Source organism: Segatella albensis DSM 11370 = JCM 12258 (genome assembly GCF_000426565.1).
GTDB classification, from domain to species: domain Bacteria; phylum Bacteroidota; class Bacteroidia; order Bacteroidales; family Bacteroidaceae; genus Prevotella; species Prevotella albensis.
In genome coordinates, this window is the sequence record NZ_AUFP01000002.1 from 181708 (window position 1) to 207668 (window position 25961).

At 43.7% G+C, this 25961-nt stretch carries 23 protein-coding genes; 11 read left to right on the forward strand and 12 right to left on the reverse strand.

Annotation, left to right across the window (positions count from 1 at the left end):
• Positions 1-91 precede the first annotated feature (91 nt).
• Entirely contained in the window at positions 92-1138 is a 1047-nt protein-coding gene (aroB, locus tag K333_RS0102315; RefSeq protein WP_024989080.1) for a 3-dehydroquinate synthase, read from the forward strand.
• On the opposite strand, the gene K333_RS0102320 is transcribed toward aroB, so the two are convergent.
• The 6 genes from K333_RS0102320 to K333_RS0102345 form a co-directional block, all read right to left on the reverse strand.
• Positions 1125-2138 carry an AMP-binding protein gene (locus tag K333_RS0102320; protein ID WP_027452280.1) on the reverse strand — a complete coding sequence of 338 codons (1014 nt, stop codon included), beginning with the start codon at positions 2136-2138 and terminating at the stop codon, positions 1125-1127. The genes aroB and K333_RS0102320 overlap by 14 nt on opposite strands.
• Positions 2139-2206: 68 nt before the next feature.
• Entirely contained in the window at positions 2207-3262 is a 1056-nt protein-coding gene (locus tag K333_RS0102325) for an o-succinylbenzoate synthase (protein WP_024989079.1), read from the reverse strand.
• 13 nt (positions 3263-3275) lie between these two features.
• The gene (gene menB, locus K333_RS0102330) at positions 3276-4100 is read right to left on the reverse strand and encodes a 1,4-dihydroxy-2-naphthoyl-CoA synthase (protein WP_024989078.1); all 825 of its coding nucleotides are present in this window, start codon (positions 4098-4100) and stop codon (positions 3276-3278) included.
• 8 nt (positions 4101-4108) lie between these two features.
• Positions 4109-5764, reverse strand: coding sequence for a 2-succinyl-5-enolpyruvyl-6-hydroxy-3-cyclohexene-1-carboxylic-acid synthase (gene menD, locus K333_RS0102335; protein ID WP_024989077.1), 1656 nt, complete (start codon positions 5762-5764; stop codon positions 4109-4111).
• 1 nt (position 5765) lies between these two features.
• On the reverse strand, positions 5766-6833 hold the full coding sequence (locus K333_RS0102340) for an isochorismate synthase (RefSeq protein ID WP_024989076.1): 1068 nt from the start codon (positions 6831-6833) through the stop codon (positions 5766-5768).
• Positions 6833-7246 carry a PaaI family thioesterase gene (locus K333_RS0102345; protein ID WP_024989075.1) on the reverse strand — a complete coding sequence of 138 codons (414 nt, stop codon included), beginning with the start codon at positions 7244-7246 and terminating at the stop codon, positions 6833-6835. Before K333_RS0102345 ends, K333_RS0102340 begins: the two co-directional genes overlap by 1 nt.
• Positions 7247-7345: 99 nt before the next feature.
• On the opposite strand from K333_RS0102345, the gene K333_RS0102350 reads away from it, so the two are divergent.
• The 8 genes from K333_RS0102350 to K333_RS0102385 all read left to right on the forward strand — a co-directional run bounded on the left by K333_RS0102350 (position 7346) and on the right by K333_RS0102385 (position 18063).
• Entirely contained in the window at positions 7346-9610 is a 2265-nt protein-coding gene (locus tag K333_RS0102350; protein ID WP_027452281.1) for an alpha-N-acetylglucosaminidase, read from the forward strand.
• Positions 9607-10710 (forward strand): acyltransferase family protein, encoded by a 1104-nt coding sequence (locus K333_RS0102355; RefSeq protein ID WP_051230840.1) that lies wholly within the window; start codon positions 9607-9609, stop codon positions 10708-10710. The genes K333_RS0102350 and K333_RS0102355 overlap by 4 nt, the downstream gene beginning before the upstream one ends.
• 79 nt (positions 10711-10789) lie before the next feature.
• Positions 10790-12520: a lysine--tRNA ligase gene (gene lysS, locus K333_RS0102360; protein WP_024989073.1), complete on the forward strand. Its 1731-nt coding sequence runs from the start codon at positions 10790-10792 to the stop codon at positions 12518-12520.
• Positions 12521-12546: 26 nt separating this feature from the next.
• A complete protein-coding gene (locus tag K333_RS0102365) occupies positions 12547-13545 on the forward strand; it encodes an NAD(P)H-dependent glycerol-3-phosphate dehydrogenase (protein WP_027452282.1) in 999 nt (332 codons plus the stop codon).
• A gap of 20 nt (positions 13546-13565) precedes the next feature.
• Complete coding sequence (locus tag K333_RS0102370; protein WP_024989072.1) at positions 13566-14927, forward strand: glucose-6-phosphate isomerase; 1362 nt, start codon at positions 13566-13568, stop codon at positions 14925-14927.
• A gap of 2 nt (positions 14928-14929) precedes the next feature.
• Complete coding sequence (locus K333_RS0102375; protein WP_027452283.1) at positions 14930-15661, forward strand: HAD family hydrolase; 732 nt, start codon at positions 14930-14932, stop codon at positions 15659-15661.
• Between the two features lies 1 nt (position 15662).
• Entirely contained in the window at positions 15663-15935 is a 273-nt protein-coding gene (locus K333_RS0102380) for a TIGR03905 family TSCPD domain-containing protein (RefSeq protein ID WP_036885817.1), read from the forward strand.
• Positions 15936-15960: 25 nt separating this feature from the next.
• Positions 15961-18063 carry a Tex family protein gene (locus tag K333_RS0102385; protein ID WP_024989069.1) on the forward strand — a complete coding sequence of 701 codons (2103 nt, stop codon included), beginning with the start codon at positions 15961-15963 and terminating at the stop codon, positions 18061-18063.
• 390 nt (positions 18064-18453) lie between these two features.
• On the opposite strand, the gene K333_RS0102390 is transcribed toward K333_RS0102385, so the two are convergent.
• Entirely contained in the window at positions 18454-19107 is a 654-nt protein-coding gene (locus K333_RS0102390; protein ID WP_244870401.1) for a flavin reductase family protein, read from the reverse strand.
• 121 nt (positions 19108-19228) lie between these two features.
• Here K333_RS0102390 and rmuC point away from each other — a divergent pair, with 121 nt between their 5' ends.
• Positions 19229-20644, forward strand: coding sequence for a DNA recombination protein RmuC (gene rmuC, locus K333_RS0102395; protein WP_036885855.1), 1416 nt, complete (start codon positions 19229-19231; stop codon positions 20642-20644).
• 3 nt (positions 20645-20647) lie between these two features.
• Here the strand turns inward: rmuC and K333_RS0102400 are convergent, their stop codons facing one another.
• The 4 genes from K333_RS0102400 to K333_RS0102415 all read right to left on the reverse strand — a co-directional run bounded on the left by K333_RS0102400 (position 20648) and on the right by K333_RS0102415 (position 24347).
• Entirely contained in the window at positions 20648-21322 is a 675-nt protein-coding gene (locus K333_RS0102400) for a hypothetical protein (RefSeq protein WP_027452286.1), read from the reverse strand.
• Positions 21309-21575 (reverse strand): hypothetical protein, encoded by a 267-nt coding sequence (locus K333_RS0102405; RefSeq protein WP_024989067.1) that lies wholly within the window; start codon positions 21573-21575, stop codon positions 21309-21311. The genes K333_RS0102400 and K333_RS0102405 overlap by 14 nt, the downstream gene beginning before the upstream one ends.
• Before the next feature lie 10 nt (positions 21576-21585).
• Complete coding sequence (mnmA, locus tag K333_RS0102410) at positions 21586-22668, reverse strand: tRNA 2-thiouridine(34) synthase MnmA (RefSeq protein WP_036885815.1); 1083 nt, start codon at positions 22666-22668, stop codon at positions 21586-21588.
• An 83-nt stretch (positions 22669-22751) separates the two neighbouring features.
• The gene (locus K333_RS0102415) at positions 22752-24347 is read right to left on the reverse strand and encodes an L-lactate permease (RefSeq protein ID WP_027452287.1); all 1596 of its coding nucleotides are present in this window, start codon (positions 24345-24347) and stop codon (positions 22752-22754) included.
• Positions 24348-24503: 156 nt separating this feature from the next.
• Here K333_RS0102415 and K333_RS0102420 point away from each other — a divergent pair, with 156 nt between their 5' ends.
• A complete protein-coding gene (locus K333_RS0102420) occupies positions 24504-24977 on the forward strand; it encodes a GAF domain-containing protein (RefSeq protein WP_024989065.1) in 474 nt (157 codons plus the stop codon).
• Between the two features lie 15 nt (positions 24978-24992).
• Here K333_RS0102420 and K333_RS0102425 read toward each other — a convergent pair whose 3' ends face one another.
• Positions 24993-25871 carry a DMT family transporter gene (locus K333_RS0102425; RefSeq protein WP_024989064.1) on the reverse strand — a complete coding sequence of 293 codons (879 nt, stop codon included), beginning with the start codon at positions 25869-25871 and terminating at the stop codon, positions 24993-24995.
• Positions 25872-25961 lie beyond the last annotated feature (90 nt).

Here is a 25961-nt window from a genome sequence, read left to right on the forward strand (position 1 = left end):
AAGAGTTTAACTTAGATTATAAAAAAAAACTATTTTTTGCTAGTTTTTTATTTGAAATCATTATATTTGCATTGGTATTTACTTTTATATTATGGAGCAGAGGATTATTATTTCAAAGAATTTAAAGAGCGAACTGGCCACAGCCATCTCTGAATGTGAACACGACAAGACTTTTATCCTTGTCGATGAAGTGACCAAAGAAAAGTGCTGGCCTTTGCTGTCAAAACAGCTTAGCATGCGTAAAGCCAAGCTTATCACGATAGAAGCTACGGATACTCATAAAAACATTGAATCTTTAGCTCATGTATGGGAAGAGCTCGGAAATGATGGGGCTTCCCGACATTCTCTACTGATAAATCTAGGTGGTGGCATGGTAACCGACTTAGGTGGATTCGCTGCTTCTACTTTCAAAAGAGGTATTAACTTCATCAACATTCCTACTACCCTGCTTGCCATGGTCGATGCTTCTGTCGGCGGAAAGACTGGCATCAACTTCAATGGTCTGAAAAATGAGATTGGTGTCTTCAATGATTCTAAATTCGTGATCTTAGATACTGACTTTCTGAAGACTCTTGATGGTCAGAATATATGTAGCGGATATGCTGAGATGCTAAAGCATGGCCTTATCTCCAACGAGAAGATGTGGGCTGAACTGATAAAGTTCGATATTCAACAGCCTGATCTTGGAAAGTTGCAGGACATGTTAGCGAAGAGCGTGAAAGTGAAAGAAAATGTGGTAAAGAAAGACCCTCATGAGCAAGGTATAAGAAAGGCATTGAACTTAGGTCATACTTTCGGTCATGCTTTTGAGAGTTGGAGCTTAAAGCACTCTCCTATCCTCCATGGATATGCTGTGGCTTACGGAATGATCTGCGAGCTCTATCTTAGTGCTATCAAGACGGGATTCCCTACAGACAAGATGCATCAGACCGTACAGTTCATCCGCGAAAACTATGGTGCCATCAATATTACTTGTGATGATTATCCTGAACTGATAGAGTTGATGACTCATGACAAGAAGAACCGTAATGGTATCATCAACTTTACACTTCTTGCAAATATTGGAGACATCAGAATAGACCAGACTGCCACAGAAGAGGAAATCAAAGAAGCCTTTGATTTCTTCAGAGAAGGCTAAGAGCTAATTTCTGAGCTTGTGCACGAGCTGGTTTACTGGTTTCGGTCATAGGAATCTTATCCACATGGAATATATAATGTGGCTGCCAATATTTTGGTAATGCCTTCATACATATTTCTGATACTTCGGCGATATTGTTTTGCTCCGTCAGGAGGATAACAGTTTCGCCGAATTTTTCATCAGGACCTTTCGTTATCATATAAGGAGAGGAAAGGAATGGCTTCAACTTCTTTTCCACTTCTTCTATCTGTATCTTAATGCCTCCGCTATCTATCACATTATCTTTTCTCCCTAATATTTTGAACTCGATCTTTCCGTCTCTTTCACGGAGTTCCGCACGATCATTGGTAACCAACTTTCCTTCATGTACTAATGGGGCATCAATAACAAGACACCCTTCTTCGTTTATACTTACTTTTACGCTATCGAAAGGACGATACCATTCACTTGTCTCCGAACCATTCAACCTACGAAGGGCGATATGCGACAAAGTTTCTGTCATGCCATAAGTACTCCACACAGCATGAGGAAAGTCCTTTAATTGTAATGCGAGTTTATCGTCGATAGCGCCACCACCAATGATAAGGTTATGTATCGACCGAAGGCGTTCAGCCTCAACATCGACTTGTAGGGAATTATACACCTGCATAGGTACCATTGCTGCAAAAAGACGATTTGCATTTGCTTGGAAATAAGCAACTTGATCACCTAAGGAGAGATCACTCAAAGGATGTCCAGAAGGCTTCACTGAAATCAGATGAAGCTGTCGTTCTATCGACCTTACCACAACCATCTTACCTGCGATATAGTCGAGAGGCATACAGAGTAGTGCTGAATCTCCTGGTCGTAGGTTCAGGAAATCACAAGTAATCTTCGCAGAGTTCAACATTCTGCTTTTCTCTACATACATCGGTTTAGGCTTCCCCGTACTACCCGAAGTATGTACCAGCACTGTCTTGCCATCATTATTCCATTCGGCAAGAAATCCTGTTAATGTCATCTTTTCCTTCATCATATATTTCCCATCTAAAAGGTATTGTGGTGGTGATTTCTACGACCCGTTTTTAGTCATTCCGCCGATTCACCATCTTTGGAGGGGCAGAACCATAATTGGTCGCCTCTTATTTCCAGTGGCATATCAATATTATCGGTAAAGAGTTGTCCTGTTCCTAAACCTTGGGGCATCATGATATTCGCGCCATAGGTCTTTGCACAGAAGTGTGCGATAGCGTTCAAGCCGACATTACTTTCCAATGCCGAAGTTATCCAACTGCCAATACCACGTTCCTTAGCCATTTTAATCCATTCGGAAGCACCGGACATACCACCATGAAGACTCGGTTTCAGGATAATATAAGCTGGTTTTATCGTATCCAGCAGTGCTTCCTTCATACTTACAGTGTTTACTCCGATCAGTTCCTCATCCAGTGCAATAGGCAACGGACTCTCCCTGCAAAGTCGAGCCATGGCATCCCATTGATGCTGCTTGATAGGTTGCTCTATCGAATGAATATCATATTGAGTCAAAGCCTCAAGTCGCTCCATGGCATTCTCCGGTGTAAAGCCTCCATTAGCATCCACTCGCAACTCGATCTGTTCTTTCGTGAATGCTTCTCTGATATGCTTCACCAACTCTAATTCTTTTTCAAAGTCGATCGCACCAATCTTCAACTTCACACAATGGAATCCCTTTGCCAGTTTCTCCTCAAGACGGGCATACATCTCATCGAAAGTCCCCATCCATACAAGTCCATTGATGGTAATACCTTCTTCTCCACGTCCAAAAGGCGTATCAAATATAGCAGCAGAACCATTTGCTTCAAACTGAGCGAAAGCAGATTCCAGACCAAAGAGAATGCTTGGATAAGGTCTCAGCATGTCATAAGGAATATGCCCTATCTGTTCTATCAGACGACACATTTCCCGAAGTATTTTATCATACTCCGGGATAGCATCACATGACAAGTCGGGCAACGTAGCACATTCTCCAACGCCCTTGATACCAGGTTTCTCATCATCTGTAAGAGTAAGATAATAACTATGACGCGTATGATAAACGCCACGAGAAGTCCCGGCAGGTTGTTTAAAATGGAGTGTCCGTTCTGATATTTCTATATGTTTCATCTTAGTTTATACATCAAGGGAACTGTGGATATTTGTCAAAATCAGGTTTGCGCTTTTCCAAGAATGCCTTTCCACCTTCCTGAGCCTCATCCATCGTGTAATAAAGCATCGTTGCATCACCGGCCAATTCCTGAATACCAGCCTGTCCATCCAACTCAGCATTTAATCCGGCCTTGATCATTCGCAATGCCAATGGCGAGCGTTCCATCATGATCTCAGCCCACTCCACACAGGTATCCTCTAACTGATCAAATGGCACTACCTTATTCACCATTCCCATTTCTTCGGCCTCTTTTGCTGAATACTGCTTACAGAGGAACCAAATCTCACGCGCCTTCTTCTGTCCGACCATTCGTGCCAAATAACTGGCACCGAATCCTGCATCAAACGAACCAACCTTAGGACCAGTCTGACCAAATATTGCGTTCTCTGATGCTATTGTCAGATCACACATTACATGAAGCACGTGTCCTCCACCTATCGCGTAACCATTTACCATGGCGATTACAGGTTTCGGCAATCGACGGATCTGCATCTGTACATCAAGTACATTCAAGCGAGGCACGCCATCACTTCCAACATATCCGCCACGACCTTTTACATGCATATCACCACCCGAACAGAAGGCCTTATCACCGGCACCTGTCAGAATTACAACACGGATATCCTGACATTCACGGCAATAACTGAAAGCCTGAGACATTTCCCATGTCGTAAGCGGAGTAAATGCATTGCGATAACGAGGACGATTAATTGTTATCTTTGCTATATGATTATAAGTTTCAAAAAGTATCTCCTTAAAATCAAATTCCGTAACTTTATTCCATTGTCTTTCCATATCTATTTTTATTTCCAATAATTCTTTAAAACCTGATCATCTTCTTGAGCATCTGTAAAGACCTCAAGTACCACAGGACGTTGTGTATCTATCGTCATCAACTGTACCATGCCTATCTGCATTTCTTCTTGACTGGTGGCTTTAAGATACCCTACATCATTCTGAGTGCATATTCCCTGTGCCTTGGTTTGATGTGTACCGATAACGAAATCGCGAGCCTTGCTTTCTTTCAGTCCGTCAAACTTGGTAAAGATACCACCACACTCGTTATTTAGAAGTATAATGCGCAAATTACCTTTGAGGTTTCGGTTCCACAAAGCATTCTGATCATAGAAGAAACTCAAATCTCCAAGTACACAGTATACAATATCGTCGGTAACGACAGACATTCCCGCTGCCGTCGATAGACTTCCTTCTATACCGTTGATTCCTCGATTCACATAAATCTGATGTCCAGCATAAATGTTACCTAATCGAACAGCTGAACTATTGCCATATTGTACACGATAATCATAATACATATCTTCGAGTTGTTCTTCGAAGTATTTCACGACTGACATCTGTGAATATGCTGGTTCAAAATCATAAGAATGACTATTCGCCAGTGTGAGTGATTTCTGCCACAAATCATGAAACGTTGTTGACTGATAGGTGCTATTCAACTTGGATGCAGAAATCATATCAGCAATAGCTCCTAATACATCTGCAGGCTCTCCTTCTATGACACCGTCCAAATGCATAAAGGTGTCATGGATTTCTCCATCTGCATCCACGGCCCATTCCTCAGCATCACACTTGCGAAGGAATTGTTTCAACCGTTTGCTAACAAGTGTAGAACCGATATACAGGATGAAATCGGGTTGATAAGCATCATTGTCTCCCTCTTTGGCCAGCACTTCCTCAAAATGAGTCAACGGAAGCACATGAGGACTCAATGATTCTTTCAACACAACAGCATAATCTGCAATAGGTTGCAAGTCTTCTTCTATCAACGTTTGTAATACCATCTGACCGATTACGACCATCGGACGCTCGGCTGCCATAAACCGTTCGGCAACTTGATTCACATACAAATCATTTACTACGGGATTCAATCGGATGATAGGTCGCTCCTCCGGTAATGCAGATTCGGTATATTCATATAAAGGTTCGGTTATCGGCACATTGATATGTACAGGTCCACAACCGCGATGTTTGCATTCCAACAGGGCTTCATTGACCAGACGGTTACAATACCAATGTTCTTCTTCGTCATGAGGTTCCGGCAACGATACAGACTTTCTTACGTAATTTTGTAAAGCACCGGTTTGCTTCATCGTCTGTCCATCCAATTGGTCGATCCATTGTATCGGTCTATCAGCCGAAACGATGATAAGTGGCAAATGCTGATAGTAAGCTTCTGCTGCGGCTGGGGCCACATTGAGCAATGCACTACCCGACGTAACGCATACCACAACAGGCTGATCCAAAGTCTGGCACATTCCCAAGGCATAAAAGCCTGCACTTCGTTCATCCGTAACAGGATAACAGTTCATCTCCTCACATTCGTTGAGATCATGAACGATCGGAGAATTTCTACTACCCGGGCAAACCACAGCATGACGCACGCCATGTTTCAGAAGAAGTGCTGTTAATATATTTACGTTTTCCTTATTGCTGAACATATTATTTCTTTCGTATGAGGTTCATCATTGTTCCCATTTTGTTTACCGTCTCCTGCCACTCACTCTCCATATCACTTTCTTTCATGATACCACCACCTGCAAACAGGCGATATCCATGTTCCTTGATATTCATACATCGGAGCGATACATAAAGATGTGTCTCTCCATCCGGATCGATAGGGCCACAGAATCCACTATAATAGCTGCGGCTCTCATGTTCGTTGGCTAAGATAAAGTCGCGGGTATCATCTTTCGGCAGTCCACAAACGGCCGGGGTAGGATGCATCATCTGTAAGATACCTCCAAGATGTCGTGCCTCTTTCAAGGTGAAGGTAAAGTCACTTCTCAGATGTACCAGATTAGCAGCTCGAGCTGTATATGGTCCTTCCTCCTCGACATGATCAGTAAACAGTTTCAGGCATTCCGTAATGTAACTTGCCACGACACGTTGTTCCTGGATATTCTTCGGACTCCACGATATGGTCTCACCCTCTGTATTCAACTCCGCATCTTCCAGTTTCATCGTCCCGGCAAGTGCCATCGTATGCCAGTTTTCTCCATCACCCTCTAATAAGACTTCAGGAGTTGCCATCAGCCATGTCCCTGCCTCGGGAATAGAGACCAGACAGACAAACAATCGCGGATATCTCTCACAGGCCTCAACAAACAATTGTTCGGGGGAGAGACCACAATTGCCTTCTATCTCGGAGCATCGCGACAACACGATTTTCCGAAATCTACCTTTCTCCAGTTGTGCATGATAATTAGCGAAATTCAAAGCATAGTGATCTTTCTCCGAAGCATCCGGCACTTTCAATTCCACATCTTCCGACGTCCTCACTCCACGATTCACTTTCTCGGATAGTTCCTTGACATGAATCGTCTTGATTTCATCAGGTTGGATAAGAAGGATGGGATATTTGGCTGAATTGGCAAATGGGGCAAACACGAAACCTTTCTTTCCACTCAACTCATCATAAGACGATAATCTCGTAGCATCACCACGCAATTGCTTCATCATGACACAGTCTTGTTGATGAGGCAAACGATAAATAGCGTAACTATCCATTATTTGCGGACGGATAATACATAGTTAGTAACCTGAACAGTAGAAATCAAATCACCCTGTTCGTCTGTAATATCCACATGCCATACGTGGAGCGTTTTCCCTTTAGATTGGATACGGGCAAGGGCCGTAACAGTACCGCCAAAAGCAACAGCCTTCACATGACTACCGTTCACATTGATACCAACACACATTTTTCCGGGACAGAGGGCCATACTGCCTACTCCTGCAAGGTTTTCAGCAAGGGCAAGAGAAGCTCCGCCACTCAGAAAGCCGAAGGGTTGCTGATTCTTCTCATCCACCTTCATCTTGGCCATGACCGTATCAGGTTCCGGAGTGGAAAAGAACTCCATGCCAAGAGTATTCGACAGACCTTTACGGCTCAATATATTACGTTTCTGATCTTCTATATCCATGTCATTTTCGTATTATTACTGCAAAGATAACAAAAAGAAATGCGTTAACGACCAAATCACGAAATATTTTCTTATTTTTGCAGGCAAATAACATACCTAATGAAAAAACTGTTTTTATTTATTACCATTTGTCTGACTACTGTCGTTCATGCTAATCCTATCGACGACTTAATCAATCGTATTGACAATGGGGCTTCTAAGCAATTTGATATACAACTTGAAAACAACAGCACACGCGACTTCTTTGAGATTGACAACGCGCCGAATGGTAGGATTTCTATTAAGGGAAATTCTTGGGTCAGCATTGCTACAGGACTCAACTGGTATCTGAAATATACGGCAGGAATTCATCTGACATGGAACAATATGAGGGCCGACATTCCTTCGAGATTGCCTCGGGTTACTAAGAAGATACGCAAAGAAACAAACCTGACCTTGCGCTATGATTTCAATTATTGCACTTTCTCTTACTCCATGGCTTTCTGGGACTGGGATAGATGGCAGAAGGAAATAGACTGGATGGCGCTACATGGCGTCAACTTGCCTCTCGCTATCGTGGGAGAAGAGGTGGTCTGGCGAAATATGCTTCTGAAATTGGGTTACTCGAAAGATGAAATCGGTAGGTTTATCGCAGGTCCTGCCTTCCTTGCTTGGTGGGAAATGAACAACCTTGAAGGTTGGGGTGGTCCTCTCCCCGACTCTTGGTATCGCCAACAGGAAATATTACAGAAGAAGATTCTCAAGCGGATGCGCGAATATGGTATGCATCCTGTATTACCGGGCTACTGCGGTATGATGCCACATGATGCGAAAGATAAACTAGGTATCGACGTAACGCCTGGTGGCTCATGGAACGGTTATACGCGCCCTGCCAACCTGAGTGCAACGAGTACGGAATTTGACAGAATCGCTGACCTATACTATAAAGAACTTACCCGTCTTTATGGAAAATCTGATTATTATTCCATGGACCCGTTCCACGAGAGTAATGATGATGCTTCCATCAACTATGCTGAGGCCGGCAGAAAACTGATGGAGGCGATGAAACGGGTCAATCCGAAAGCGACATGGGTGATCCAAGGATGGACGGAGAATCCGCGCCCACAGATGATAGAATCCATGAGGGATGGTGATCTTCTGGTGCTCGACTTATTCTCAGAATGTCGTCCTATGTTCGGGGCACCATCTATATGGAAACGTGAACAGGGTTATGGCAAGCATGGGTGGCTTTTCTGTATGCTCGAGAATTTTGGGGCCAACGTTGGTTTGCATGGGCGTATCGACCAACTGCTCCACAACTGGAGACTGGCAAATAGTGAGACCTTCAAAAACCAGAAGAAGAAACTCAGAGGTATCGGTTTCACCATGGAAGGTTCTGAGAACAATCCGATCATGTTCGAACTTATGAGTGAACTTCCGTGGGATGAGAATTCTTTTCTAAATGATGACAGCATTTCCTCTATCCGGAAGGAATGGGTAAAACGCTACGTTAAGGCAAGATACGGACGGGATGATTCCGCCCTTCAGGAAGCTTGGGCGATACTTTCTTCCACCATCTACAACTGTCCGATGGGAAACAACCAGCAAGGTCCTCATGAGAGTATCTTCGATGGTCGACCTTCGCTCAACAATTTTCAGGTAAAGAGTTGGAGCAAGATGCGCAACTATTACGATCCGGCTTCTACCTTGAGGGCTGCCATTCTCTTTGCCAGCGTTGCCGACAAATATCGACTCAACAATAATTATGAATACGATCTCGTCGACATCGTGCGCCAAGCTATGGACGATCAGGCCCGATTACAATATCTCCGTACAATAGCCGACTATAATGGTTTCTCGATAGACGATTTCAAGCGTGACAGCAGACGGTTCCTCGACATGCTACTCCTACAGGACAAACTTCTCGGAACTCGCAGCGAATTTCGACTGGGGCATTGGGTTGAAGCTGCCAGAAAGTTGGGCACCACAGAGGCTGAAAGAAATCTCTATGAATGGAATGCACGTACACAGATTACGACATGGGGAAATCGCACTTGTGCCGACAAGGGCGGACTTCGTGACTATGCGCATAAGGAATGGCAAGGGTTGCTCAGAGACTTCTATTACAAGAGATGGAGCATCTTCTTCGATGCTTTGCTCGCACAGATGACACAGAATCAAAAGTCTGACGAGAATGCACTCGGTGGTGGCCCTAATGCCAACAAGACAAGTCAGGAACTCTTCGACATGGCTTTACCTCACGGTCCTCAGATCGACTGGTATGCCATCGAGGAACCATGGACCCGACAGCACAACACATATAACAGTAAAACAGAAGGCAACTCTATTGATATTGCCAAAGAAGTAATTGATTTCTTAAAATGATACAAAACAAACGTCTGGTCAGCCTTGATGTTTTTAGAGGATTAACTGTCATGTTGATGATATTCGTCAACAATGGGGCTGGCAATGAAATATTTTCACAACTCAAGCATTCCAAATGGAACGGACTGACACTTACCGATCTCGTCTTTCCGTTCTTCCTTTTCATCATGGGTGCTTCCTGCTATCTCAGTTTGAAAAAGTCTGAATTCATTTGGTCGAAGGATATTTTCAAGAAAGTCGTTAAGCGAACAATCCTACTTTTTCTGATAGGACTGTTCATCAACTGGTTTGATATCGCATGCGACGGAAGACCGTTCGACTTTGCTCATCTACGTATCATGGGCGTCATGCAACGTATAAGCATCTGCTATGGATTTGCCACCGTGATCATTCTTACCTGTAAGACCTATTTCGGTTCTACCAATGGAATCATCGGTTGCATCATCGGTATACTCGTTGTCTATTCCGGTTTGATACTATTCTACGGCGGTTACAACTACGATTCGGCAACGAACATACTCGCACAAATCGACCTTTCCGCCCTCAGCTACGACCATTTATACCATAAAAGTCCCGTTGACCCGGAAGGTATCATTTCTACCCTCCCTTCCATTGCCAACACACTTCTAGGTTTCTTCGTATCTGCCACCATCGACAAATACAAGAATCAACGAATCACGATTCTTATCCTATCAGGAGTTGTCCTGATTATAACAGGAAGTTTATTTACACCACTATTACCTATCAACAAACGTATCTGGAGCCCTACCTACGCACTGATAACTTGCGGAATAGGAACACTTCTATGGGGAATCCTCGTATATATCATCGACAGAGAAAAGAAGAGCAACACAAACTCATATCCACTTCAAACCCTGAGCATCGCCTTCGGAACAAACCCCTTGTTCCTATATCTCGTCAGCGAACTCCTTGCCACACTCTTCGGAAGCACAGGTGTCAAAGAACAAATATTCGGAAACCTACACCTGTTGATAACCAACGGATACTGGACAAGTGCTGCCTATGCTACGATTTTCCTAAGCATCCACATCATCCTGGCCCTCCTACTCTTCCACAAGAAAATACTCATCAAGATATAATTTAGGATAAAATAGGTGGCGCTTTCAGAATAATTTCGTAACTTTGCACCTAGAATAGAAAATTTTCGAAAATTAGATTATGAACGTTTTAGAGTTAAGTGAACAGGAGATTGTCCGTAGACAGAGTCTCCAAGAACTGCGCAATATGGGTATCGATCCATATCCTGCTGCTGAGTATCCAACCAACGCATACAGCGTAGATATCAAAAAACAGTTCAAAGCAGATGAGAAGCGTGAAGTAGTCATAGCAGGCCGTATGATGAGCCGTCGTGTGATGGGTAAGGCCAGCTTTGTAGAACTTCAGGATTCTAAGGGTAGAATTCAGGTTTATATTACTCGTGACGACATTTGTCCAGACGAGAATAAAGATTTATACAACAAAGTTTTCAAGAAATTACTCGATATTGGTGACTTCATCGGTGTCAAAGGTTTCGTCTTCGAGACCCAGACCGGCGAGATTAGCGTTCATGCTCAAGAGCTCACACTCTTAAGCAAGAGTTTGAAGCCACTCCCTATCGTAAAATATAAAGATGGTGTCGCATACGATAAGTTCGACGACCCAGAGATGCGCGCCCGCCAGCGTTATGTTGACCTCGTGGTTAACGATGGCGTAAAGGATACCTTCCTGAAGCGTGCAACAGTACTTCGCACTATGCGTAAATTCTTCGACGAGCAAGGCTATACAGAGGTAGAGACCCCTATCCTTCAGTCTATCGCCGGCGGTGCAAGTGCACGTCCATTCATCACTCATTTCAACGCACTCAACATCGATATGTACATGCGTATCGCTACAGAACTTTATCTGAAGCGTCTTATCGTTGGTGGTTTCGATGGTGTATACGAGATCGGAAAGAACTTCCGCAACGAGGGTATGGACAAGAACCACAACCCAGAGTTTACTTGTATGGAGCTCTATGTTCCTTACAAAGACTATAACTGGATGATGAGTTTCACAGAGAAGTTGCTCGAGACCATCTGTGTTGCTGTCAACGGCAAACCTGAGGTAGAATACGAAGATGGCAAGGTCATCAGCTACAAGGCACCATTCCGTCGTCTCCCTATCTTGGAAGCTATTCAGGAAAAGACAGGTTTCGATTGCAATGGCAAGACAGAAGACGAAATCCGCGCATTCTGTCTCTCAAAGGGTATGGAAGTTGACGAGACCTTCGGTAAGGGTAAACTTATCGATGAACTCTTCGGTGAATTCTGCGAAGGCACCTTCATCCAGCCAACATTCATCACAGACTATCCTGTCGAGATGTCTCCACTTACCAAGATGCATCGCTCTAAACCAGGTTTGACCGAGCGCTTCGAGCTTATGATCAATGGTAAGGAATGTGCAAATGCTTACTCAGAGTTGAACGACCCTATTGATCAGGAGGAGCGTTTCATCGAACAGATGAAACTTGCCGACAAGGGTGACGACGAGGCCATGATCATCGACCAAGACTTCCTTCGCGCTCTGCAGTATGGTATGCCTCCAACATCAGGTATCGGTATCGGTATCGACCGCCTCACCATGTTGATGACAGGTAAGGAATACATTCAGGAAGTAATGCTCTTCCCACAGATGAAGCCAGAAGCCAAGATGCCTCAGAGTTCTATCAAGGAATGGGCAGAGATTGGTGTTCCAGAGGATTGGGTTTACGTATTACGCAAGGCAGGTTTCAACCTCATCAGCGACATCAAGAATGAAAAAGCTCAGGGCTTGCAGCAGAAGATTGGCGAAATCAACAAGAAATACAAGCTTGGTTACGAAAAACCTTCTGTAGATGATATTCAGGCATGGATTGACAAGGCACAGGCTTAACCTCGTGCTCGAGTAAAAAATGCAATATGGATTATAATATCGGTAAGATAGCCATTATAGGTGGCGGTAGCTGGGCTACCGCCATTGCCAAGATTATTGTGGGGCATACCCATCACATTGGTTGGTATATGCGTCGCGATGACCGAATCGAAGATTTCAAACGACTCGGCCATAACCCTGCCTATCTTACCTCTGCGAGATTTAATGTCGATGAGATTTTCTTCTCAAGCGATATCAACCGCATCGTTGAGGCATACGACACCCTGGTATTCGTAACGCCATCACCTTATCTCAAGAACCATCTCAAGAAATTAAAACGGGGATTGCATGATAAGTTCATCGTTACCGCCATCAAGGGTATCGTTCCTGATGAGAACTTAGCCTGTTCGGAATATTTCCATCAGGTATATGATGTACCTTACGAGAACTTAGCCTGTATCGGTGGCCCTTCTCATGCCGAGGAGGTTGCCTTGGAGCGACTAAGTTATCTCACCGTAGGATGCAGCGATTTAGACAAGGCCCAAGCCTTTACCAATGTACTGACCTCCGGCTACATCAAGACCAAGACCTCAAGTGATGTGATAGGAATCGAATATTCCTCAGTACTCAAGAATGTGTACGCCATCGCAGCAGGTATCTGCAACGGTCTCAAATATGGCGACAACTTTCAGGCAGTTCTCATGTCGAATGCAGTACAAGAGATGAACAGATTCCTCAATGCAGTACATCCGATAGAGCGAAGCATCTACGACAGCGTATATCTTGGCGACCTATTGGTGACAGGATACAGTAATTTCTCGCGCAATCGTACATTCGGTACGATGATAGGCAAAGGCTACTCCGTAAAGAGTGCACAGATCGAGATGGAGATGATTGCCGAAGGTTATTTCGGAACAAAATGTATGAAGGAAATCAACAGCCACATGCATGTGAACATGCCAATTCTCGATGCCGTTTACAACATTCTTTACGAGCGCATTAATCCACAAATAGAAATTAAACTTCTAACGGATTCGTTCCGTTAATAAAATTATTACATAGTATAATGGAAAATATCAGCTTAGACATCACAAAGGCAGCCCAGTTCCTTAATGCTGGCACCGTTGAAGCGTATGAATCAAAAGTAAATGCTGCTCAGGAAGCTTTGGAAAATGGCACCTGTGCAGGTAACGATTTCCTAGGATGGCTTCACTTACCATCTTCTATCACCCCAGAGTTCCTCGATGAGATTCAGGCTTGTGCCAACACTCTTCGTGAGAAATGCGAGGTTGTAGTTGTTGCAGGTATTGGTGGTAGTTATCTTGGTGCCCGTGCCGTAATCGAAGCACTTAGCAATGCTTTTGCTTGGCTCGTTAACGATGACACAAAGAACCCTACGATCCTATTCGCAGGAAACAACATCGGTGAGGATTACCTAGCAGAACTCACAGAGTACCTCAAGAACAAGAAGTTTGGTGTTATCAACATTTCTAAGTCTGGTACCACTACAGAGACTGCCCTCACATTCCGTTTACTCAAGAAGCAGTGCGAGGCTCAGCGTGGCAAGGCAGAGGCTAAGGATGTTATCGTTGCTGTGACCGATGCCAAGAAGGGTGCTGCTCGTACTTGTGCTGACAAGGAAGGTTACAAGAGTTTCATCATTCCAGACAATGTTGGTGGTCGTTTCTCTGTTCTTACTCCGGTAGGTTTGTTACCAATCGCTTGCGCTGGTTTCGATGTTAAGGCTCTCGTTAAGGGTGCTGCCGACATGGAGAAGCAGTGTGGCAAGGACGTAGCTTTCGCTGAGAACCCAGCTGCTCTGTATGCTGCTGTTCGTCAGGGCTTGTACACACAGGCTGGCAAGAAGATTGAGATCGTTGCCAACTTCCAGCCAAAACTTCACTACTTCGCTGAATGGTGGAAGCAGCTTTATGGTGAGAGCGAGGGTAAGGACTTGAAGGGTATCTTCCCTGCAGCTTGCGACTTCACTACCGACCTTCACTCTATGGGTCAGTGGATTCAGGAAGGTGAGCGTTCTATCTTCGAGACCGTTATCTCTGTAGAGAAGCCAAACCGCGAACTTGACTTTCCACACGATGAGGAAAACCTTGACGGTTTGAACTTCCTTGCCGGCAAGCGCGTAGACGATGTCAACAAGATGGCAGAGCTTGGTACTCGTTTGGCTCACGTAGATGGTGGTGTTCCTAACATCCGCATCAGCGTTCCATCACTCAACGAGTATTACCTCGGTCAGCTCATCTACTTCTTCGAGAAAGCTTGTGGTATCAGCGGTCTCCTTGAGGAAGTTAACCCATTCAACCAGCCAGGTGTAGAGGCTTACAAGAAGAACATGTTCGCTCTTCTCAACAAACCTGGTTATGAGGCTGAAAGCAAAGCTATTCAGGAGCGTCTTGCTAAAGAGAAGTAATAATGATAGAAGCAATTCTAAAATATAAAGGTAAAAACGGCTTTGGGGAATTTTGCCCCAAAGCCGTTCTCTTTGATATGGACGGAGTGTTGTATAACTCCATGCCCAACCATGCTGTTGCTTGGGAAGAGTCGATGAAGAAATTCGGCATCGCGATGACCAAGGCTGATGCTTACGCGACTGAAGGTGCAAGAGGTATCGATACGATCCGTCATTTTGTAAAGAAACAGAAAGGAATAGACATCTCGTTCGAAGAGGCCCAGAAGATGTATGACGAGAAAACACGCATCTTCCACAGTATGCCTGAAGCTCCTATCTTTGATGGTGTCCTCGACATCATGGAGAAGATCCATCAGGCAGGAATGAGTGTGAATGTCGTTACCGGTAGTGGTCAGCGTCCACTTATCGCAAGACTGCTCAACGACTTCGGTAAATATCTCGACGAGAATCATATCACAACAGCATACGATGTGAAACGAGGAAAACCCAATCCCGACCCATATCTTGCCGGACTACAGAAAGCAGGAAATCTAAAGCCATGGGAGGGAATCGTTGTCGAGAATGCTCCACTGGGCGTTCGTGCAGGAGTAGCAGCCAAGATATTTACCGTAGCCATCAACAGCGGTCCGTTACCAGACGAAGCGCTTAGTTCGTTGGGAGCAGACGTACTCTATCATCAGATGACAGAGTTTGTAGAAGACTGGGATATACTTTTCGAATCATCAACACTATAATATGAAAACAAAGCACATATTTTATCAGCCTCAGGGTGTATGCTCACAAATGATTGATGTGACAGCCGACGAGAATGATGTTATTCTACAAGTGATGTTCCTTGGAGGATGCAACGGAAACCTTCAGGGAGTAAGCAAACTTGTCACTGGTCAGAAGATTGACGATGTGATTGCAAAAATCGATGGCATACGTTGTGGAAACAAGTCAACCTCTTGTCCTGACCAACTATGCAGAGCCCTTGAAAAACTAAAAGAGGCTCCTCTGGAAGACTAAGTAGGCAACCCATGAAAAAGAAGATATGAACCTATTTACACACAAGATATCAGAAGAACTATCATTGCCTGTCCACTCGGTAGATGCTGTGCTCTCTCTCCTTGATGAGGGAGCTACAATTCCCTTCATTGCCCGTTATCGCAAGGAGCGTACCGGCAACATGGATGAGGTGGAGATTGCAAAGATCTCTGAGATGAGTGACAAACTCAAAGAACTTGCGAAACGCAAGGATACGATCCTAAAACAGATTGAAGAGCAAGGAAAGCTCACCGATGAACTGAAGAAACGTATCGAGACATGCTGGGAAGGTAATGTACTGGAAGATATTTACCTACCCTATAAACCTAAACGCAGAACTCGTGCCCAGATAGCCCGCGAACATGGCTTGGAACCTCTCGCAACAATGATTATGCTCGGACAGGTACGCAACGTGGAAGATGCCGCACACCGATTTGTAAAAGGTGACGTGAAGAGCATAGAAGATGCTATCCATGATGCAGAGGATATCATTGCCGAGATGATAAGCGAAGACGAACGGGTACGCCAAGGCGTACGTGCCATATATCGCAGAGAAGCCTATATCACCTCGAAGGTCATCACAAAGATGAAAGATGATGAGAAAGCACAGAAATACAGCGACTACTTTGATTGGAGCGAACCGCTGAAGCGTTGTACATCCCACCGTCTGCTTGCTATGCGCAGAGGTGAGAGCGAAGGAATCCTCCGTGTCTCGATCGCTGCCGATGACGAGGTATGTACCGACAGAATCAAAAGAAACTACAGATATAATAAATATGTGAATGAGGCCATAGAAGATGCTTTCAAGCGACTGATCAAACCTTCTATGGAAACAGAATTTGCATCCGCAAGTAAGGAAAAGGCAGACGAAGAAGCTATTGCTGTGTTTACAGAAAACCTTACCCAGCTATTGCTTGCTGCTCCTCTCGGACAAAAGCGCGTATTGGGCGTTGACCCCGGAATCCGTACAGGCTGTAAGATTGTTTGTCTGGATGCACAAGGCAACTTGCTGCATCACGAAGTGGCACATATCGCTCGTGAAGCAGAGAAAGCAGGTAAGCAACTTATCCAACTTGTGAAAGACTACAAGATAGAAGCCATTGCCATCGGAAATGGTACTTATTCGAGAGAGTCGTCAGACTTCATACACACTCTCCGATTCGACCACGATGTGCAGATCTTCGTGGTTTCAGAAGATGGTGCCTCTGTATATTCGGCCTCAGAAACAGCCCGTGAGGAATTTCCTGATGAGGATGTCACCGTCCGTGGAGCGGTAAGTATTGCCCGCCGACTTATGGACCCTCTTGCTGAGTTGGTGAAGATAGATCCTAAGAGCATTGGTGTGGGGCAATATCAGCATGATGTAAACCAAAACGCACTGAAGAAATCTCTCGACACAACAGTTGAGTTATGCGTAAACTCTGTTGGTGTCAACGTGAATACTGCCAGCAAGCATCTGCTTACCTATGTCAGTGGTCTCGGTCCTGCCCTCGCAAAGAATATCGTTGATTACAGAAAGGAGAATGGCCCTTTCACGTCTCGTGCACAACTGAAAAAGGTACCACGACTGGGAGCGACGGCATTCGAGCAATGTGCGGGATTCCTTCGTATTCCCGGAGCAAGAAATCCGCTCGACAATTCTGCCGTGCATCCTGAGAGCTACAAGGTAGTGGAACAGATGGCCAAAGACTGTAACTGTAAAGTGGCAGACCTGATTACCAATGCTGACGAGCGAAAGAAGATAGATATCAAACGCTATGTTACCGACACCATCGGTATACCGACGCTTCAGGATATTCTTAAAGAGTTGGAAAAGCCCGGACTAGACCCTCGTGACAAGATTGAGGTGTTTGAGTTTGCCAAGAACGTACATACCCCCGACGACTTAATACCGGGCATGGAACTTCCTGGTATCGTAACCAACATCACCAATTTTGGTGCTTTTGTCGACATCGGTGTTCATCAAGATGGATTAGTTCATATCAGTCAATTGTCCGACCGGTATGTTAAAGATCCAACCGAGGTGGTGAAACTTCATCAGCACGTCAAAGTGAAAGTGCTGGAGGTAGACAATCGCCGTCATCGCATCAGTCTATCGATGCGCTCATAAAAGTAATATCAACTCTGCAAAAAAACGCAGTTAACTTCATCAGCTTACGAAGTTAACTGCGTAGGCTTACGTGAATAGGTATATCGGCTTACGAAGTTAACTGCGTAAAACGATATACCTGCATATACTAATAACCTTACAAGAGAAAACACAGCAACTATCTATTAGTCAACAAGTTACGCTTCACTCAAAAATCATTCCGTCTTTAATCCTTAATTCGCGAATTATGAGCACCCTTTCTAAGGATGAAAATCATACAATTCTAAAGTTGTTGCATTATTAACTTGAATTTAGGTATTTGTTTGTGGTTATCCAAATATACAAAATGATCAGTGGTTTTCTTCTTTTAATCTCAAATTATCTTTCAACACTCCTTTTTCCGAATGAGCCTTATTTTTTGCTTGGAGAAGCTATCTTATTTCCTTCATTCCATGCTCCGGCGACTTTGTCTCCTACGGCGCGATAAGACATTGAAGAAGCATCGAAAACGACAGGTTGTAATTTATCAAGGTCAACGCGACCATTGGTAAGCACGCTATCATCGGCACTCATATTGATGACCTCACCAACAACTCTCGTTTCATTGAGACTCGTCTTCGTCATCTCGATAACCTTACACTCCAGAGTAAGCGGATATTCATTGATAATAGGAGCATCGACATTAGGACTCTTGGTCACCGTGAAACCGGCCTTCTTCACTTTATCCGGAACATCTTTGGCTGAAACCATACCAAAATAATCTGACTCGGCAATATGTTTCTGGTCGGCAAAACTTACCGTAAAGGCTTTCTTTAGTTGCAGATTCTCCGTGGTCTTATGGGCTGAGAGGTTGAAACAGATATGGCGGGGACCACACTGTCCACCCCATGCCGCCATCATCACATCGGGATTTTCATTCTGGTCATACGTCGCAATCATAATGGCTGGCATCGGAGTTATCAAGGCTTCTTGATTGAAATTCGTTCTACCATCCACATTCTTCACTTCTTGTGCACTAGCTGTCATACTAACAAGAATCATCAAGGTTATAAAAAATTTCTTCATCGTCAATTCATTAGATTAAGTTATGTTCTTTCCTGTGCAAAGATAATTAAAAGTTTGGAAACTACATTTATTTTTGCTACCTTTGCTCGATAATAAAGAACACATTATTGTAATATCTATTATGACAGAAATCATCATAGCATTCGTTGCCGTCCTGGCTGGCTTGATCGCAGGACTTCTCATTGGAAATATGCAGAAGAAAGAGATGTTCGCTATGCAGAAGCAATCATCGGATACGGAAAAAGAAAATCAAAAGAAATCATATGATCAAATCATCGAGAGCTTGAAAATCTCGCATGCCTCTGAAATCGAAACTATCAACAGGGAACATGCCAAACAGATTGCTGCACAAAAGGAGCAGGTGGTAAAGGAACGGGAATATGCTCAACAGATGATAAATGCTGCTAATGAGAATCTGGCAAAGGAAAAGGAAAACGAAGCTGCTCTAAGAGAGGAAAACAATAAACAGTGGACTGAGAAACTGGAGACGCTGAAACAGAGTATCCTAAAGATGACAATGGATCAGTTGGCTTCTAAACAGAATGATTTGCAGGAAAACAATAAAGCGCAGATCAGTGATTTGCTGAAACCTATCAAGGAGCAGTTTAATGATTTCAAGAAATCTGTAGATGATAGCAAGACGCAGAATGAACTGAACAAGGAGCAAATTAGGGAGACTTTTAAATCGACAATGGATTTGTTCCAACAGGCTCAGGATATTGCGGTAAAGACTCTCAAGGAACAAACGGAAAAGATTGGTAATGATGCCAGCAATCTGACAAAGGCCTTGAAGGGCGAAAGTAAGACGCAGGGTGACTGGGGAGAGATGGTGCTACAGACTATTCTCGAAAACAGTGGTCTGCATAAGGATGAGGAATACTTTGTACAGGAGAATGTGAAGGATGAAAATGGTAACAACTATCGTCCTGACATCATCGTGAAGATTCCTAATGATAAGGGATGTATCGTCATCGACTCTAAGGTTTCTCTTACTGCATACTCTAATGCTATCGCTGAAGATGACGAGATCTTACAGGAGAAATATCTGAAGGAGCACGTGAGGAGTGTTCGCAAGCATGTGGATGAACTGGCTGACAAGCATTATGAGACGATCGTCGACCAGACTATCGGATTCGTTCTGATGTTCATTCCTAACGAATATAGTTATATCGTAGCCATGAAGCAGGATCCGCAACTGAACCTCTATGCTTACAAGAAGAAAATCGTCATCATATCACCAAGCAATCTGCTGATGGCTCTGCAACTGGTCTACAATCTATGGCAGACGGATAAGCAGAATAAGAATGTGGAGAAAATCGTGAAGACGGCTGCCGATTTATATGATAAGGTAGTCGGTTTTACAGATACCTTCGAAAACATCGGGGAACAGATAGAAAAAGTAAACAAGTCTTTTGAGAAAGCTAAAGGACAGTTGTTTACCGGAAAGGGTAATGTGCTGGGGCGTGTGGAGAAACTCAAAGAAATGGGGGTAAACCCGAAACGCTCGCGCAAGGCTCTTCCTGATGAGGAGGAATGATGGCTATTCGCCTCTTTTCATTCTCTCCGCAAAAGGTCGGGTGACTTCCATGACTTTCTTCATGGTTTCCTCGTCGATGGTGTCCTTGACTAATTGCTGGGCAAAAGGCATCAAAGAACGGGATTGCTCTGAACGCAGAAACTTAGGAGCTAATCCCCATGGCCCTAAGCGATAGCGATCAAGTGCATCGGCATCCTTGAAAGAATGATATACTTCTAACCATCCTTCTGTATCGTCACTCTTTTCGCCTTCACTGGCTAATGAATGCTTGGGAGCTTCCTTACGGATATATTCCTCACCTTGTGCATCATCGCGATCATGATACTTGATGGTGGCATATACTTCGGGAAGGTATTTGATGTTGTGTGCATCACAAAATTCACGATAGTATTCTGCTGCACGGTCGCCATGTCCTTGATCGAGATAGTTGTCCTTGCGACGGGTATCATGAAAGATTGATGCGTGCGATAAGGCTATCATACTGCGCAACTTGAGTTCGCGCAAATCACCTAACTTCAAAGCTAGAAGGAGCACACGCTCGCAATGACTTTCTGTATGAATGTCGATACCGTCTGTCAACTGCCAGAACTCTATCTGTTCTTGCATCATCTGACGATAATAACGAAACATGGATGCTACTTGCCCTTCTTGGGCTTCAAGGATTTCATCGCTTATCATGACTTTTCTTTACTTCCTTTATCATTTCCATACGCTCCAGATAGAGTGGACGGTATTTGTCTATCATTGCCTGTAATGATTTGCTGCGACTATCCAACTGTGCATATTCGTCACTATCTGTAGCCTCAGCTTTCTTAAGGTCCAGCATTCGAGAAATCATAAACTTCTGCTGATTCTCGGCTGCTATCAACTGTTCGCCTAATTTCTGTGTGGACTCTAAAAAGGCGAGTGCTTTATCTATATGATCTGCCATATTACTTTCGTTAAACTGTGATTTCGCCCGAACCATAACATTTGTAGTGTTCTTCATCATAAATGACGCAGAACTGACCAGGAGCAACTCCATGAATTTTCTCATCACTATGGATGATATATACATCTCCATCTCGTTCAAGAGATGCAGGATGATATTCCGGGGTGTGACGAATCTTGAAGGTGACACGCTTTGGAAGATCTACGATGCCTTCGGTAAGGTAATCGAAGCCATGCATCTTGAAGTCTTTCTTATATGCTGTCTCCGGATCGTAACCATGACTGACATAGAGTATATTCTGGGCTACATCTTTCTTAACAACGAACCAAGGGCCTCCTCCTAATCCTAAGCCTTTACGCTGTCCTATGGTATGGAACCACAGACCTTTATGTTCGCCTATTTTCTTACCTGTTTCCAGTTCGATAACATCACCGATCTGTTCTCCCAAATATCTACGAACATATTCATTATAGTCGATATTCCCGAGGAAACAGATTCCCTGACTGTCCTTACGCTTGGCATTGATGAGTTTCTCACGTTCTGCGATCTCGCGTACTTCGTTCTTCTGATAATGACCTATCGGGAACAGGGCTTTCTTTAGTTGCCATTGGAAGATCTGAGCAAGAAAGTCGGTCTGGTCCTTTACTGGGTCAGGACTGGTGCAAAGCCACTTCTTGCCATCGATAATATCTGTCTGTGCATAATGACCGGTAGCGATATAGTCATAGTTATGCCCCATCTTTTCATCAAAGGCACCAAACTTGATCAGTCGATTACACATCACATCGGGATTTGGGGTAAAGCCTGCCTTTACCTTATCCATCGTGTATTTGGTGACCTGATTCCAATATTCGGCATGACAATCGATGACTTGTAGCTTACATCCAAAACGATGTGCTACAGCTGTCGCCATCTCCAAGTCTTCTTCGCTAGAACAATCCCACTCTTCTTTCTCTTCAGGACCAATCTTAATATAGAAGCAATCCGGATGCATACCATGACTAGCAAACTCCCAGACTACAACCGAAGAATCAACACCGCCCGACAATAAAACGGCAATACGTTTATCTTTTAGATCTTCATAATTTATCATGTGTGCAAAGTTACGGCAAAATTTACGAAAGGCAAAATAAAAGATGTTTTATTTTGGTTTATACCTTATTATATATCAGATGTTTATATGGCCATGAAAACCATAAGACCACCTAAGATGATATAGCCTACTGCAAACGGAAGGGCGGACTTGAGTATCTCTCCATCTTTACCTTGCATGTCGCAAGAGGCTGTTGCTATAGCTATACTCTGAGGGCTTATCATCTTGCCACCTGTTGCACCGGTCGTATTGCCTGCTACCAACCAATTGGTCTCGCTACCGTCAACACCAAAGAAGGTGCCCTGACCGGTCAGATGAAGTTGACCTGCTACATTGGCTTGCAACTTGGCAAAAAGAATGTTTGAGGATGTGTCTGAACCTGTGACAAAGGTTCCTATGGCTCCTATAAGTGGGGCAAAGACTGGATAGAAGCTACCCGTCACTGCAACTAATCCGGAAGCTATTGCACTAATCATTCCACTATAGTTCATTACTGATGCTAAAGCGATAAGACAGATTATCGTGACAACTGTATTCTTAAGACTTACTGTTGTCTTGGCCAGCAACACAAGAAGTTGCTTCAACGTAAGTCCTTGTATCAATCCACCTATCGATGCTCCGAGGAAAAGCATCAAACCTGCATTACTAATCCATCCAAACTTGAAAGTGGAACCAATAACGGGCAGATGGATGCTCGTTACAAGATGTGACTTGAGGAAGCTATTGACCGGAGGACAGAGTGCACCGGAAACAAGGATGAATATCAAAATAAACAGATATACGCTCCAGGCTTTAAATGACTCGAACAACGTGAATTTCTTATTGTCTTTATTTGTTTGTTTATGTGTAAAGAACTTTGCATAAATGAGAATGGCTACAATAGCTGCAACAGACCCTATGATTGCTGGGGTCTCTGCACCCAGATATCGTGCACAGACAAACTGGACGATAACAGATATGCCTCCCACCCATAGGGATAACAGGAGGTTCTTGACGATTGACTTATGGTCCGTAATCGTCAGTATGACAAACGGAAGGATAAAGAACAATGGTGACAACTGGAGGACGGCAAAGGAAGAGGTTTCACAAATTTGTTCTATCGTTGCTGATCCTCCCGGAGCAACTTCATTACATAGTGTGGTAACAGGTACGCCAACGGCACCAAACCCTGTGGCTACAGTGTTACCAATCAACGAGACCAAAGCGGAGAACATTGGTTTGAACCCCAAACTGATGAGTATTGCCGCAGGAATGGCTACTGCTGTACCGAAACCGGCCATACCTTCAAGAAGTCCACCAAATCCCCATACCAACATCAGCACTAATACGCCACGATCTTCTGATATCGACATAAATTGGCTCTTTATCACTTCGATTTGTTTGGTTTCTACCAATATGTTATAGCTATAGATGGCCATAAGGATAATAATCAATATCGGGAATACTGCCTTTAACATACCCTCGACAAAGCTCCACCCTACAACACCTAAAACGTTTGCATCTTTCAGACTCTTTGGCATCATATTCATTTGTGGTACCGCTAAGAGGGCTAGAATCATCGTGACTATCAAGGTGATAACCGCACTTTTGTGACCGGGCATCTTGAATCCTAGCATCAATACAAACAACAGGATCACGGGAATAATAGATATTAATGCTGTATAGATCATGTTCATCATATATTATACTATAATCTGTCAAAATTATCATTAGGTATTCTATGCGGTAAAATTAATAATTTTCTAATGAAGTTCCAACTATTTCAATGGTTTTTGTTAACTTTGCGACATATTATGTATAACTAGCATGATCATGCTAAAACGTAGAGAAAGCCAATGCAAAACAAAAAAGAGATTTACGCACTTGCCGTAAAACAGGTGCAAAGCCTTATTGAGGGAGAAAAGAATATTGTAGGTATCGAAGCTAATATCTCGGCACTACTCAAAGAGGCTTTTCCCGAAAGATTCTGGTGGGTAGGATTTTATATGGTTCATGAAGGAAAACTGCAGTTAGGTCCCTTCCAAGGCCCTGTTGCTTGTTATTCTATTGGGAAAGGTAAAGGTGTATGCGGTACGGCATGGGCAGAGGCTAAAACGGTCATCGTAGATGACGTAGAAACGTTCCCCGGACATATTGCTTGTTCTTCGCTGTCGCGCTCTGAAATTGTGGTTCCAATATTCAGTAAGCATAGTAACGATGTCGTCGGTGTGATAGATATCGACAGTAAAGACTTAGCTGCCTTTGATGAAACAGACCAAACTTATCTTGAAAGAATTGCTTCTATCATAACGGAAACAGTCGACCTATAGGTCGGCTGTTTTATTTTAGTCATGATGATGGGATTTGAGTATTATCAGTAATACTGCAGAGAGTATCAATATGATACCTATAGCCAATCGGGTGGTGAAACTCTCACCAAAAATGACAACACCTATAAACACGGCCGTCACTGGCTCCAATGCTCCCATGATAGCAGATGGTGTACTACCTATGTTCTTTATCGCAATGGTCATAAAGAACAAGCTCAACACGGTAGGCATCAATGCCAACTGTATTGCACAAGCCCATTCACGAACTCCATGTAGGAGTTGTATTTCATCACCTACCACAAATGAATATCCTAATACGGTGAAGAGTCCGAAGAACACAATCCAAAAGGTAAACTTCAGAGAATCATAAGGGGGAGTCCACTGGTTGACGGAAATAATATAGAACGCATATAATAATGACGATAATATAACTAAAGTTATTCCTACCGTACTCAATGTTGTTGTACCATCACCTCGATATAAAAGGGCAATACCTGTAACTGCAAGTGTTATCGACAAAGTCGTAGGCCACGTAAACTTTTCATGGAAAAAGGCTATCATCAGTATTGCTGTCATGATAGGATAACAGAATAGTATCGTAGAGGCTATTCCTGCATCCATATAATGAAAACTTAGATAAAGTGTCGTTGATGACAGGGCAAAGAACACGCCCAACATGGCAAAACGGATAGCATGGCCCCACTTGATACGAAAACTCTCACCACGGAAAAGCATCCAAACGGCAAACATCAGTACCGCTAAAGCATATCGATAAAACAAAACACTACTAGAGTTGATACCATCCTGATAGAGTTGTAATGTTCCCAAGGGATTCGTACCATAGAAGATTGCGGCCAAAATGCCTGCAATAAAACCTTTTACCTTATTGTCCATTCTCGTTATTATATTATCTCCGTATTGTATCAAAATACAAGAAACGATACAAAATTACGAAAACTTTTCTTCTTTTTCACTCTTTCATGC